The sequence below is a fragment of the Curtobacterium oceanosedimentum genome, from assembly GCF_040545555.1.
GTDB lineage: Bacteria > Actinomycetota > Actinomycetes > Actinomycetales > Microbacteriaceae > Curtobacterium.
This window is the reverse complement of the sequence record NZ_JBEPMD010000007.1, coordinates 86,181-98,944: the sequence shown is the minus strand read 5'-3', so window position 1 is coordinate 98,944 and position 12,764 is coordinate 86,181. Positions and strand designations below refer to the sequence as shown.

Sequence of the window (12,764 nt, the reverse complement as noted above, 5' to 3'; positions counted from 1 at the left end):
CGGTACCAAGGAGCATGGCTCTCGCGAAGGACCGTGTCGTCCGCGGTCTGCTCTTCGATCGTGACGACACCCTCGTCATCGACGTCCCGTACAACGCCGACCCGCACAAGGTCGTCCCCGTGCCCGGTGCGCACCGGGCGGTGGAGCGTGCCCGTGCCGCCGGCCTGCGCGTCGGGGTCGTGACGAACCAGTCGGCGATCGCGAAGGGCCTGGCGACCCGCGAGCAGGTCGACGCGACGAACGCCCGGGTGGACGAACTGGTCGGCCCGTTCGACGTCTGGTGTGTCTGCCCGCACGACGCCGGCGACGGGTGCGCCTGCCGCAAGCCGCGTCCGGGCATGGTGCTCGACGCGGCCCGTCGGCTCGGGCTCGACCCGTCGGAGGTCGTCGTCGTCGGGGACATCGGTGCCGACGTCGGGGCCGCCGCCGCCGCGGGTGCGCAGGGGATCCTGGTGCCGACCCCGCGGACGCGCACCGCGGAGGTGGACGAGGCCGGGACCGTCGCGACCTCCCTCGACGACGCCGTGTCCCTGGTGCTGGCCCGCGTCCCGGCAGCGCTCGCGTGAGCCGTCCCGAGCACACGCGTGCCGTGCCGACGTCGGGCAGCGCGCGCAGCGGCCCGCGTGTCCTGGTCGTCCGGCTCGACTCGTTCGGCGACGTCCTGGTCGCCGGGCCCGCCGTCCGCGCCGTCGCCGCCGGCGCCTCGCACGTCACGATGCTCTGCGGTCCGCAGGGGTCGCCGGCAGCCGAACTGCTGCCCGGGGTCGACCGGGTGCGCGTCTGGGCGGCACCGTGGGTCACCGAGACCGCCCGACCGATCGACGACGCACTGCTCGGCGAGTTCCGCGCGCTGGTCACCGAGGAGCAGCCCGACGAGGCCGTCGTCCTCACCTCGTTCCACCAGTCGCCCCTGCCGGTCGCCCTGCTGCTCCGGCTCGCGGGCGTGCCCCGGGTCTCCGGCGCGTCGGTCGACCACCCCGGGTCGCTGCTCGACGTCCGACTCCGGCCCGGGGAGGACCTGCCCGAGGGCCTCCCCGAGCCCGAGCGTGCCCTCCGCATCGCCGAGGCCGCCGGGTTCGCCCTGCCGCCGGGGGACGACGGGAGGCTCGTGGTGCGGCACGACGCCGTCGCACCGCCCGAGGTGGCCGCCCTGGACCGCTACGTCGTCGTCCACCCCGGCGCGAGCGTCCCCGCACGCTCCTGGCCGGAGGGACACCACCGCGCCCTCGTCGCCGCGTACGCCGAGCGCGGGGTCCCGGTGGTCGTCACGGGCAGCCCGGGCGAGCGGGACCTCACCGCGGCCGTCGCGGGCGACACCGCGGTCGACCTCGGCGGTCGGACGTCGCCCGCAGAGCTCGCCGCGGTGCTCGCCGGTGCCGAGGTCGTCGTCGTCGGGAACACCGGCCCGGCGCACCTCGCTGCCGCGGTGGGCGCGAGGATCGTGAGCCTGTTCTCCCCCGTCGTGCCCGCCGTGAAGTGGGCGCCCTACACGCCGCAGGTCGAGCTGCTCGGCGACCAGTCCGCCGCCTGCCGCCTGAGCCGGGCGCGCGAGTGCCCGGTCCCGGGGCACCCGTGCCTGTCCGGAGTGCGCGTGAAGGACGTCCTCGCAGCACACGGACGCCTGCTGGCAGGCGGGGACGGGTCCGGACCCGTCGGGCGCGGCACTGCGCTCCGCGGATGAAGCCGGAGAAGCTGCGAGGAGCACCAGCGGTGCTCCCGTAGCGTGCGCCACTGCTCCTCCTGCTCCTCTTCCCGGCACCCGCGCAGCGCGCGCGAGCGTCGACGGAGCAGCTGTCCGGAGGGGCACCGACCCGTCGAAAGGCCCTGCATGCGGATCCTCGTGTGGCACGTGCACGGCGGCTGGATGGACGCCTTCGTCCGCGGCCCCCACGAGTACCTCATCCCGACCACCCCGGCCCGCGACGGCTGGGGGCTCGGACGCGGCGGGCGGGACTGGCCGACGAACGCGATCGAGATCGACCCGGCGGACATCGCCGCCGCCGAGGTCGACGTGGTCGTCCTGCAGCGCACCGAGGAGCTCGAGGAGGCCAGGCGCCTGCTCGGCGGACGCCAGGTGCCGACGGTCTTCGTCGAGCACAACGCCCCGCGGGTCGACGTCCCGAGCAGCCTGCACCCGATGCGGGACCGCGGCGACCTGGTGATCGCGCACGTGACGCACTGGAACGCCCTGATGTGGGACTGCGGCACGACCCGCACCACGGTGGTCGAGCACGGTGTCGTCGACCCGGGGCCGCTGTACACCGGCGAGCTCGAGCGCTTCGGCGTCGTGATCAACGAGCCGGTCCGTCGCGGCCGCGTGGTCGGCACCGACCTGCTCCCCCGCTTCGCCGAGGTCGCGCCCGTCGACCTCTGGGGCATGGGCACCGACCGCCTGCCCGAACTCGGGTTCGGTGACCGTGTCGTCGCCCTCGGCGACGTGCCCGCCGACCCGATGCACGCCGCGCTCGCACAGCGGCGCGCCTACGTGCACCCGAACCGGTGGACGTCGCTCGGCCTGTCGCTGATCGAGGCGATGCACATGGCGATGCCGGTCCTCGTGCTCGCGACGACCGACGCACCGCGGACCGTGCCCGCCGAGGCCGGCGCGATCGCGACCGACGTCGACGACCTGGTCCGTGCCTCCAGGACGCTCCTGGAGGACCCCGAGGAGGCCCGCCGCCGCGGTGCCGTCGCCCGTGAGGCCGCGCTTGCGCGGCACGCGCTCGGCCGGTACCTGGCGGACTGGGACGACCTCCTCGACGACGCCGTCGCGCGTGGTGCGCGACGCGGACGCGCGGCGGACGCCGCACTGGAAGGGAGCCTCCGATGAAGATCGCGATGGTGTCCGAGCACGCGAGCCCGCTCGCGGTGCTCGGCGGAGTCGACGCCGGTGGACAGAACGTGCACGTCGCCGAGCTCTCCGGAGCCCTGGCGGACCGCGGCCACCAGGTGACCGTGTACACGCGGCGCGACGACGCCGACCAGCCCGTCCGCGTGCTCCTGCGCCCCGGCGTCGAGGTCGTGCACGTCGACGCCGGTCCCGCCCGGCACGTGCCGAAGGACGACCTCTTCCCGTTCATGGACACGTTCGCGTCGGTGCTCGCGGCGGAGTGGTTCGTCGACCGTCCCGACGTGGTGCACGGGCACTTCTGGATGTCCGGGCACGCCGCGCTCGAGGCCGTCAAGCAGGTCCACGCCCGGACCGGCGGTGTCCGGATCCCCGTCGTGCAGACCTTCCACGCGCTGGGCGTCGTCAAGCGTCGCCACCAGGGCACCGCCGACACGAGCCCCGCCGAGCGCGAGTGGATCGAGCCCGCCGTCGGCCGGAGCGTCGACCAGGTCGTCGCGACGTGCTCCGACGAGGCCTTCGAGCTCAAGGCGCTCGGCGTGCCGCTGCACGCCATCTCCGTGGTGCCGTGCGGGGTCGACACCGAGCTCTTCCGGCCGGACGGCCCCGTCGAGGAGCGCGGACGCCCCCACCGGGTCCTGACCGCGTCCCGCCTGGTGCGCCGGAAGGGCGTCGGCACGACCATCGCCGCCCTCGCGAAGCTGCTGGACGAGGGCCGAGAGGCCGAGCTCGTCGTCGTCGGCGGTGCCGGCACCGCCGGGGCCGACCTGGCCGACGACCCGGAGTACCAGCGCCTCGACGCCCTCGCCCGGTCCCTCGGCGTCCGGGAGCACGTGACCTTCCGCGGCCAGCTCGGGCAGCACGACATGCCCGCCGTCTACCGCAGCGCCGACGTCGTCGTCTGCGCCCCCTGGTACGAGCCCTTCGGGATCGTGCCGCTCGAGGCCATGGCGTGCGGCCGCCCCGTCGTCGCGTCGAGCGTCGGTGGCCTGATCGACACCGTCGTGGAGGACGCCACCGGCCTGCACGTCCCGCCCCGCGACGAGGACGCCGTGGCCGCCGCCGTCGGCGCGATCCTCGACGACCCCCAGCGCCGCGACGCCTACGGACGCGCCGGACGCGAACGCGCCGAGGCCCGGTACACCTGGCACAAGGTCGCCGCCGAGAGCGAGCGCGTCTACGAGCGGCTCGTCGCCGGTGCCGCGAACGGCCTCGCCGCGCCCGTGGCCGCGACCGGCACCGACACCGCACCCGGGTCGAACGAGCCCGTCACGATCACCCCCGCCACGACCACCCCGGGCGCCCGTCCCGGACGCGCCGGACGGACCGCCCGCCCGACGCCCGCGGTGCTGCCGCACCAGACGGAGAGGACCGCACGATGACCATCGAGCAGCAGACCGGCACCCGCGAGCCGGAGACCGGGAGCGCCAGCGTCCGGACCGTCGTCGACCACATCGCCGCCTCGGTGCCCGTGATCGCGTCGCTCGTCGACCACAAGGACCACATCGCCGCGTGGGCGGACGACATCGCCGCGCGGCTCGTCGCCGGCCGTCGGCTGCTCGCCGCGGGCAACGGCGGGTCGGCCGCGGAGGCGCAGCACCTGACCTCCGAGCTCACCGGCCGCTTCGACGGGGACCGCCCGGCGTACTCGGCGATCTCCCTGCACGCCGAGAGCTCCGCCGTCACCGCGATCGGCAACGACTACGGCTACGACCAGGTCTTCGCCCGCCAGGTCACGGCGCACGCCCGCGCCGGTGACGTCGTCGTGCTCCTCAGCACGAGCGGCAAGAGCCCGAACCTGCTCCGCGCCGCCGAGGCCGCGCGGGCCGTCGGTGCCCGCTCGATCGCGATGACCGGTCCCGGCCCGAACCCGCTCGCCGACGCCGTCGACGACGCGATCCGCATCGAGGGCCCGTCGGCCAACGTGCAGGAGGCGCAGCTCGTCCTCGTGCACGCCCTGTGCCGTGCGATGGAGCCGGCACTGCGCCGCGGTGGCCGCCGGTGACCGCACACGACAGCACCGCCGGTCAGGCGCACGCCGACGGCACCCGGCGCCGCATCGTCGTGGTCGGCGACACCCTGCTCGACGTCGACGTCTCGGGCACCAGCGAGCGGCTCAGCCCGGACGCCCCGGTGCCCGTCGTCGACGTCCGCACCGACGACCGCCGCGCCGGTGGTGCCGGCCTGGTCGCGTCGATGCTCGTGCGGGACGGCCACGACGTGACGCTCGTCACCGTGCTCAGCGACGACGACCGCGCCGACGAGATCCGCGCCCTGCTGCCCGACGTCCGGGTGGTCGCCGGCCCCTCCGGAGCCCCGACCCCGGTCAAGACCCGCGTCCGCGTGGTCGACCACGCGCTCGTCCGGATCGACGAGGGGTGCGCCACCCCACCCGTCCCCGGGACCACGCCCGAGATGACCGCCGCGCTCGAGGGTGCCGACGCGATCGTCGTGGCCGACTACGGCCGCGGTGTCGCAGCGTCCGAGGGGCTGCGCGACGCCCTGGCCACCGTGGCCCGCACCACGCCGGTGGTCTGGGACCCGCACCCGAAGGGCGCCTCCCCCGTCGCCGGCACCGCCGTCGTCACGCCGAACACCAGCGAGGCCCGACGCTTCACCGACCTGTCCGGCGAGGGCGTCCCCTTCGCCACCGACGCCGCCGCCGAACTCGTCCGCACCTGGGACGTCGCCGCGGTCGCCGTCACGATGGGCGACCGCGGTGCCCTCGTCGCCTCCCGCCGCAGCGGCGACGGGACCGGCCCGGGTGCGCTCGACAGCCGCTTCGTCCCGGCCCCGTCCGTGACCGCCGGCGACCCCTGCGGCGCCGGCGACCGGCTCGCCGCGGGCGTCGCGATCGCCCTCGCCGAGGGTGCGGACGTCACCGACGCCGTCGCCGCCGGCGTGCTCGCCGCCTCCGAGTACCTGGCGGCCGGCGGGGTGACGGCGCTCTTCGCCGACGACGGTCCCGCACCGGTGCCCGTCCCCGGTGTCGACCGCGACGCGCTGCGCGTCGTGCACGAGGTCCGGAGCGCCGGCGGGACGGTCGTCGCGACCGGTGGCTGCTTCGACCTGCTGCACGCCGGGCACGCCCGCACGCTCTCCGCGGCCCGGGCGCTCGGCGACTGCCTGGTCGTCTGCCTCAACTCGGACGACTCGGTCCGCGCCCTGAAGGGCCCGGAGCGACCGATCATGACGCAGGACGACCGGGTCGAGCTGCTGCTTGCACTCGACTGCGTCGACGCGGTGGTCGTCTTCGACGAGCACACCCCGGACGAGGCGCTCCGCCGCTTCCACCCGGACGTCTGGGCGAAGGGCGGCGACTACGCGGCCAGCGAGCTCCCCGAGGCGGCCACGCTCGCCGAGTGGGGCGGCCGGGTCGTCACCGTCCCGTTCCACCCCGGTCGGTCCACCACACGGCTCGCCGCCGCACTCGCCGCGGTCGGCTGACCCGAGCGACCCGACCACGTGACGGACGGGAGGCGCGGCGCACCGCCGCCACGCGCCTCCCGTCCGGCACCGGTCACCACACACGTCCCGTCGGCACCGCCGGCGGACCGGCACCACGCCACTCCCGGAAGGAAGTCCATGCCCGTCCCCACCACCCCCATCGGCCGCGTCCTCGTCACCGGCGGCGCCTCGGGTCTCGGCGCGGCGGTCGTCGCCGCGGTCGCCGAGGCCGGCGGCACCCCGATCGTCCTCGACCTGCGCGTCGACGGCGTGCCGGAGGGCACCGACGCCGTCGCCGTGGACGTCACGGACACCGAGGCGACCGAGCGCGCCGTCCGCGAGGCAGCCGAGCGCCACGGTGGCCTCGACGCCGTCGTGACCGCCGCGGGCATCGACAAGCCCGCCCCGATCGGCGGGATCTCCTCCGGCGACTGGGAGCGCATCGTCGGCGTGAACCTGCTCGGCACCGCCGCCGTCGTGCGCGCGGCGCTCCCCGCCCTCGAGGCGACGCACGGTCGCGTCGTGACGATCTCGTCGTCGCTCGCGCTGAAGGGCGTCGGCGACGGCACGGCCTACTCGGCGTCGAAGTTCGGCGTGCGTGGCTTCTCGCAGGCGCTGGCCGCCGAGACCGCCGGACGCATCGGCGTGACGAACATCATCCCCGCGGGCATGCGCACCGCGTTCTTCGAGGGCCGGACCGAGCAGTACAAGCCGGGTCCGGACGCGCAGCTCATCGAGCCGGAGTACGTGGCGAACTCGATCCTGTTCGCGCTGTCGCAGCCCGCCGGGTGCGAGATCCGCGAGCTGTCGATCATGCCGGCGACGGAGCCCAGCTGGCCGTAGGCACCCGCTTACGACGCGACGGGAGGCGCGGTGCCGCACGGCACCGCGCCTCCCGTCGCGTCCGTGGCCGGCCCGCTCCGTCGGTCGCCTCCGTCCGCCGAGCGGGCCAGATCTGTCACGCTCGGCAACGCCCGACGACGGATTGCGCCCGCACGACGGCACGCCTACGGCATGTCCTGCCCGGTCGGGGTCGTCCCCGTCTGCCCGGACTCGTTCGCGTCCGCTCGCTCCCGCCCTGCCGAGCGGGCCCGATCTGTCACGCTCGGCACCACCCGACGACGGATCCCGCCCGCACGACGCAACGCGCGTGGCAAGTCCGGCCCGCTCGCGCGGATCGCGGCGGGGCCGGAGCCGACTTCCGGGCGCACCCCAGCGCCGGCTCAGGCGACCGGTTCGGCTGCGCGCTCCCGAGGCCGCACCGTGGCGAGCAGGTCCTCGACGTCGGCGAGCACGGCCTCGGGCTGCACCTCGTCGACGTAGGACGGGTCGTGCTCGCAGCGCTCCGCGGTCCACCCGACCTGCGTGACGTCGACGCCGCACACCGGGCAGCGCGTCACGAAGGACATGTGCACCCGGTGCCGTCCGCGGTCGATCGGGCCCGCGTTCACGACGTTGCCGAACCAGAACACGCCGACCGTGGGCGTGCCGACCGCGACGGCGAGGTGTCGCGGGCCGGAGTCGTCGCCGACCATGACGTCGGCAGCGGCGAGCACCGCGGGGAGCTCGGTGAGCGGCAGGGCGTCGGTCAGGTCGTGCAGTCGGTCCTGCAGCGCCACCGGGACCGCCCCGCGGATCGCCTGCGCGGCAGGCACGTCGGTCGCGTCGCCGACGAGCACGACGTCGTCGCCGGCGTCGAGCCGCGCGGACACCACGGCCGCGAACCGCTCGGGGCTCCAGCGCCGACGTGGATCGGTCGCGCCCGGGTGCACCGCGACGAGGTGCCCGCGCACGTCGAGCCGGTCGCGCACGGCCTGCCGCTCCTCCTCGGTGACGTCCACCCGTGGGTCGAGGGTGACGGGCGCGGCACCGGCCAGGGACACGACCTCGAGCCCGCGGAGCACCTCGTGCTGGTAGTAGACGTAGCGGACCCAGCGCTCGAGCACCTCGGCGTCCTCGGTGGCGGTGCCGACGGTGTGCGGCGCGGCGAGGCGGAGCAGGAACGGGTTCGAGTTCCGACCGCCACCGTGCAGCTGGACGGCGAGGTCGAACCGGCCGCGCAGCCGCGACTCGAAGTCCTCGAGCGTGGGGGCCCCGTCGCCGGCGTCGCGCACGCCGGGGACGACCGGGAGCTCCTCGAAGGCGTGCACGGCATCCGTCCGACCCCGCAGCAGCGCGGCGGCGGAGGGGCTGCCGAGCAGCGTGATGCGGGCGTCGGGGTACGCGGCGTGGAGCGCGTCGAGGGCGGGGACCGCGAACATCAGGTCTCCCAAGCCACCGCCGCGGAGCACCGCGATCTCCCGGACGTCGTCGAAGCGGTCTCCACCGTTGCCGATCAGTTGCACCAGACCCGTCTACCCGTTCCGAGCCGTGAGGACTGCCGGGCCGGACCGGGCGACGCGCCCCGCAGTGCGCTCCGCGGACCGAGGACGCGAAACCGGAGCCCCGCACAGGTGCCCCCGGGCAGCGTGGACCGGTACGCCCGTCTCCGGAAGGACACCATGAGCATCGCCACCCCGTCAGCGACCGCGACCGACACCGACCACCTGGTCGTCACCGACCCCGTCGACGGGTCGATCGCCACGACGACACCGCGCTCCACGCGCGAGGACGTCGTGAACGCGGTCGCGCGCGCACGGGCGGCCGCTCCCGGGTGGGCGCGCACCGCACCGGCGGAACGCGGAGCCCTCCTGCACGCCGCAGCAGCACACCTCCGCGAGCACGCCCAGGAGCTCGCCGACCTGAACACCCGCGAGACCGGCAAGGTGCCCGGCGACGCGATGGGCGGGGTGCAGGCCGGCATCGGGACCTTGGTGCAGTACGCCGAGCTCGGCCCGGTCCACCGTGGCGAGGCACTCCGCGGGCAGTTCGGCGCCGCGGACTGGTCGGTCCCCCACCCCCGTGGCGTCGTGCTCGCCCTGACGCCGTGGAACGACCCGGTGGCCGTCGCCCTCGGCATCCTGGGTGCCGCGATCGTCACCGGCAACACCGTCGTGCACAAGGGCAGCGAGCGGTGCCCCGGCACGATCGCCCGCCTGAACGCGCTGCTCGCCGAGGTCCTGCCGGAGGGTGTCCTGGTCGGCGTCGACGGCGACGCCGCGACCGGTGAGGCGCTGCTCGAGCAGGACGGCATCGACGTCTACGCCCACGTCGGCTCCACCGCCACCGGCGACCGCCTCTCGGAGGTCGCCGCAGGGACGCGCGCACACGTCATCCGCGAGAACGGCGGCAACGACGCGGTCGTCGTCGACGCCGACGTCGACCCGACCTGGGCCGCCGCGCAGGTGGCACTCGGCGCCTTCGCCAACACGGGCCAGATCTGCACGAGCGTCGAGCGGGTCTACGTGCACCGCGACGTCGCCGAGGAGTTCACCGCCGCGCTCGTCGCCGAGGCCGAGCGCCGGACGGCGTCGTCCGCCGCCGAGTTCGGACCGCTCGTCGACGACCGGCTCCGCAGCACGGTGCAGGCGCACGTCGACGACGCCGTGCAGCGCGGCGCCGTGGTCCGGACGGGCGGCACGACCCCCGGAGGCGTCGGCACGTTCTACCCGGCCACCGTCCTGACCGACTGCACGGACGACATGCTCGTGGTGACCGAGGAGACCTTCGGTCCGATCGCACCGGTCCGGGTCGTCGAGTCGTTCGACGAGGGGCTGCGTCTCGCAGCGGCCGACCGGTACGGCCTCGCCGCGACGGTGCTCACCGGCGACACGGGCCACGCACTCCGTGCCGCTGCCGAGCTGCCCGTCGGCACCGTGAAGGTGAACGCCGTGTTCGGCGGCGCGCCGGGCGGCAGCGCCCAGCCCCGCGGGGCGTCGGGCGCCGGCTTCGGCTACGGCCCGCACCTGCTCGACGAGATGACGACCACCACCGTCGTCCACCTCGAAGCCGCTCCCGCCCGCACCACCACCGGAGGAACCCGATGACCGCCGACGTCCGTCTCGTCCGCGACCTGGTCGCCTCGGTCGACGACCGCGAACCCCTCGTCGTCGTCGTCGGCGACTGCATCCTCGACCGCTGGACGGTGGGCGAGGCCGAGCGCGTCTCCCGTGAGGCGCCCGCTCCGGTCGTCCGCGTGACCGAGACCGTCGCCGTGCCGGGCGGTGCGGCGAACACCGCGGTGAACGCCCGCGCCCTCGGTGCCCGCGTCCGCATGGTCGGCCTGATCGGCGACGACGAGTCGGGCCGCGTGCTCCGCGAGCGGCTCGAGTCCGCCGGCGTGGACACGACGTACCTGGTCGAGGTCGAGGGTGCGCGCACCACGACGAAGTCGCGGGTGGTCGGCGGCGACCGCGTGGTCGTCCGCGTCGACGAGATCGCCGCCGTGCCGGACGCCCGCGCAGGAGCCCGGCTCGGCGAGGCGGTCGCCCGCGCGGTCCGCTCCGCCGACGCCGCCGTCGTGTGCGACTACGGTCTCGGCGTGCAGCCCGAGGACGTCGTCCCCGTGCTCGACCGCGACCGGCCCGGCGCCGTGGTGGTCGACGCCCACGACCTCACCCGCTGGGCCGACCTGCACCCGGACCTCGTCACGCCGAACGCCGGCGAGACCGCCGGGCTGCTCGGGCGTGACCTCGGCACCGGCTCCGCCCGGGTACCGGTCGTGGTGGACGCCCGCCTCGAGGTCCTCGCGTGCAGCGGCGCCCGTGCGGCCGTCGTCACCCTCGACCGCGACGGGACCGTCCTGCTCGAGTCCGACGCCGACCAGGCCTTCCGCACCCGCGCCACCCCCGCCTCCGAGCAGCAGGCCTCGGGTGCGGGCGACACGTTCTGCGCCGCGGCCACGGTCGCCCTCGCCGTCCGCGCCCCGCTCCGCGACGCGATCACCGTCGCCCAGGCAGCGGCCGACGTCGTGGTCCGCGAGGCCGGTACGTCGGTCTGCACCGCCGCCGCGCTGATCGAGTCGGTCACGGCGCCCGCCGCGACCGTCGTCGACCACGACGACCTCGCGCTGGCCGTCGAGTCCGCCCGCGCCGCCGGCCGCCGGGTCGTGTTCACGAACGGCTGCTTCGACGTCGTGCACCGCGGGCACACCACCTACCTGCGGCAGGCCCGCGAGCTCGGTGACCTGCTCGTCGTCGCCCTCAACGACGACGACTCGGTCCGACGGCTGAAGGGTCCGGAGCGTCCGATCAACACCGCCGAGGACCGCGCCGGTGTCCTCGCCGCCCTCGCCTGCGTCGACCTGGTGACCGTCTTCGCGACCGACACCCCGATCCCGCTCATCGAGCGCCTGCGTCCCGAGGTCTACGTCAAGGGCGGCGACTACTCCCCCGAGATGCTCGAGGAGACGGGCGTCGTGCGGGCGTACGGCGGCGAGGTCGTGATGGTCGACTACGTTCCCGAGCACTCGACGACCGCCGTCGTGCGACGCATCCGCGAGGCCACCGCCGCTGCGGCTGCCGCGGCCGGCACGGCTCCGGCGACCGACGCCGCGGACTCCCCGGCACCCGCCGTCGAGCCCGACCCGGCACCGTGACCGCCGCCCGCTGGTCCGGCGCCTGGGCGCGCCCCCTGACGGACGACCGCGGACCGGCCGAGGTCGACGTCCTGGTCCCGACCGTCGGGCGGCCCGCCGAACTCGCCACCACGCTCGCCGGGCTGGCGGCGCAGACCGACGTCGACCTGCGCCTCGTCCTCAGCGACCAGTCCACGGGTCAGGACGCCGCCGCCGAGCCGGCGGTGGCCGCCATGCTGCGCGTCCTGGAGGCACAGGGCCGGCCCGTCACGCTCCTCGCCCACCCGGAACGGCGTGGCCTGGCGGAGCACCGGCAGCACCTCCTCGACCACGCCACCGCCCCTGCGGTGCTCTACCTCGACGACGACGTCTGGCTCGAGCCGGGCACCGTCCGCCGGATGCTCGACGCGCTCCGCGACCTCGGGTGCGGCTTCGTCGGGAGCGCCGTGCAGGGGCTGTCGTACCTGCAGGACCGCCGTCCGCACGAGACGGCCGTGTTCGAGCCGTGGGACGGTCCGGTCGTGCCCGAGGTGGTGCGCCGTGGGACGGCCGGCTTCGACCGGCTTTCGCTCCACAACGCCGCGAACCCGGCGCACGTCGCAGCGGAGCTCGACGTCGAGACCGGCGGGTGGGTGCCCTACCGGGTCGCCTGGGTCGGTGCGTGCGTCGTGTACGACCGCGCCGCGCTCGAACAGGTCGGTGGCTTCCGGTTCTGGGACGCCCTGCCCCCGCAGCACTCCGGCGAGGACGTCGTCGCCCAGTGGCGGGTCATGGAGCGCTTCGGCGGTGCGGGCATCCTGCCGTCCGGCGCGGTGCACCTCGAGAGCCCGACCACCGTGAACGACCGACGGGTCGACGCCCCGGACGTGCTCTTCGACGACCACGAGACGGCACCGCACCACCGCTGAGGCGCACCGCGCCGCCGCTGAGCGCACCGCGCCGCACCCGGACCGGCCGCGGGACGGACGCAGGCCGGCCGGCGGGATCGCCACGAGCCTCCCGGCCGGTCCGCCG

At 75.6% G+C, this 12,764-nt stretch carries 11 protein-coding genes; 10 read left to right on the top strand and 1 reads right to left on the bottom strand.

Features of this window, described 5'->3' with window-relative positions; translation table 11 throughout:
* Window positions 1-14: 14 nt before the first annotated feature.
* The 7 genes from ABIC52_RS09495 (at window position 15) to ABIC52_RS09465 (ending at window position 7,138) form a co-directional block, all read left to right on the top strand.
* Window positions 15-566 carry a D-glycero-alpha-D-manno-heptose-1,7-bisphosphate 7-phosphatase gene (locus tag ABIC52_RS09495; protein WP_126891590.1) on the top strand — a complete coding sequence of 184 codons (552 nt, stop codon included), beginning with the start codon at window positions 15-17 and terminating at the stop codon, window positions 564-566.
* Window positions 563-1,681: a glycosyltransferase family 9 protein gene (locus ABIC52_RS09490; RefSeq protein WP_354027185.1), complete on the top strand. Its 1,119-nt coding sequence runs from the start codon at window positions 563-565 to the stop codon at window positions 1,679-1,681. The genes ABIC52_RS09495 and ABIC52_RS09490 overlap by 4 nt, the downstream gene beginning before the upstream one ends.
* A 147-nt stretch (window positions 1,682-1,828) precedes the next feature.
* Window positions 1,829-2,830 (top strand): glycosyltransferase, encoded by a 1,002-nt coding sequence (locus ABIC52_RS09485; RefSeq protein WP_354027184.1) that lies wholly within the window; start codon window positions 1,829-1,831, stop codon window positions 2,828-2,830.
* On the top strand, window positions 2,827-4,230 hold the full coding sequence (locus ABIC52_RS09480) for a glycosyltransferase (protein ID WP_209677088.1): 1,404 nt from the start codon (window positions 2,827-2,829) through the stop codon (window positions 4,228-4,230). Before ABIC52_RS09485 ends, ABIC52_RS09480 begins: the two co-directional genes overlap by 4 nt.
* Window positions 4,227-4,853 (top strand): D-sedoheptulose-7-phosphate isomerase, encoded by a 627-nt coding sequence (locus tag ABIC52_RS09475; RefSeq protein ID WP_058727889.1) that lies wholly within the window; start codon window positions 4,227-4,229, stop codon window positions 4,851-4,853. Before ABIC52_RS09480 ends, ABIC52_RS09475 begins: the two co-directional genes overlap by 4 nt.
* Window positions 4,850-6,295 (top strand): PfkB family carbohydrate kinase, encoded by a 1,446-nt coding sequence (locus ABIC52_RS09470; protein WP_354027183.1) that lies wholly within the window; start codon window positions 4,850-4,852, stop codon window positions 6,293-6,295. Before ABIC52_RS09475 ends, ABIC52_RS09470 begins: the two co-directional genes overlap by 4 nt.
* Window positions 6,296-6,433: 138 nt before the next feature.
* The gene (locus ABIC52_RS09465) at window positions 6,434-7,138 is read left to right on the top strand and encodes an SDR family oxidoreductase (RefSeq protein WP_058727890.1); all 705 of its coding nucleotides are present in this window, start codon (window positions 6,434-6,436) and stop codon (window positions 7,136-7,138) included.
* Between the two features lie 380 nt (window positions 7,139-7,518).
* On the opposite strand, the gene ABIC52_RS09460 is transcribed toward ABIC52_RS09465, so the two are convergent.
* Complete coding sequence (locus ABIC52_RS09460; protein WP_126892635.1) at window positions 7,519-8,640, bottom strand: glycosyltransferase family 9 protein; 1,122 nt, start codon at window positions 8,638-8,640, stop codon at window positions 7,519-7,521.
* 156 nt (window positions 8,641-8,796) lie between these two features.
* Between ABIC52_RS09460 and ABIC52_RS09455 the strand changes: the two genes are divergently transcribed.
* From ABIC52_RS09455 to ABIC52_RS09445, 3 genes are read left to right on the top strand one after another with little or no spacing between them, the layout of a single operon-like run.
* Window positions 8,797-10,221: an aldehyde dehydrogenase family protein gene (locus ABIC52_RS09455; protein WP_354027182.1), complete on the top strand. Its 1,425-nt coding sequence runs from the start codon at window positions 8,797-8,799 to the stop codon at window positions 10,219-10,221.
* On the top strand, window positions 10,218-11,771 hold the full coding sequence (gene rfaE2, locus ABIC52_RS09450) for a D-glycero-beta-D-manno-heptose 1-phosphate adenylyltransferase (RefSeq protein WP_354027181.1): 1,554 nt from the start codon (window positions 10,218-10,220) through the stop codon (window positions 11,769-11,771). Before ABIC52_RS09455 ends, rfaE2 begins: the two co-directional genes overlap by 4 nt.
* Entirely contained in the window at window positions 11,768-12,658 is an 891-nt protein-coding gene (locus ABIC52_RS09445) for a glycosyltransferase family 2 protein (RefSeq protein ID WP_209823649.1), read from the top strand. The genes rfaE2 and ABIC52_RS09445 overlap by 4 nt, the downstream gene beginning before the upstream one ends.
* Window positions 12,659-12,764: the final 106 nt, after the last annotated feature.

Coding starts and splice junctions, on each gene's coding strand:
- ABIC52_RS09495 (WP_126891590.1), top strand. CDS start 15: ATGGCTCTCGCGAAGGACCGTGTCGTCCGCGGTCTGCTCTTCGATCGT.
- ABIC52_RS09485 (WP_354027184.1), top strand. CDS start 1,829: ATGCGGATCCTCGTGTGGCACGTGCACGGCGGCTGGATGGACGCCTTC.
- ABIC52_RS09480 (WP_209677088.1), top strand. CDS start 2,827: ATGAAGATCGCGATGGTGTCCGAGCACGCGAGCCCGCTCGCGGTGCTC.
- ABIC52_RS09475 (WP_058727889.1), top strand. CDS start 4,227: ATGACCATCGAGCAGCAGACCGGCACCCGCGAGCCGGAGACCGGGAGC.
- ABIC52_RS09465 (WP_058727890.1), top strand. CDS start 6,434: ATGCCCGTCCCCACCACCCCCATCGGCCGCGTCCTCGTCACCGGCGGC.
- ABIC52_RS09455 (WP_354027182.1), top strand. CDS start 8,797: ATGAGCATCGCCACCCCGTCAGCGACCGCGACCGACACCGACCACCTG.
- rfaE2 (WP_354027181.1), top strand. CDS start 10,218: ATGACCGCCGACGTCCGTCTCGTCCGCGACCTGGTCGCCTCGGTCGAC.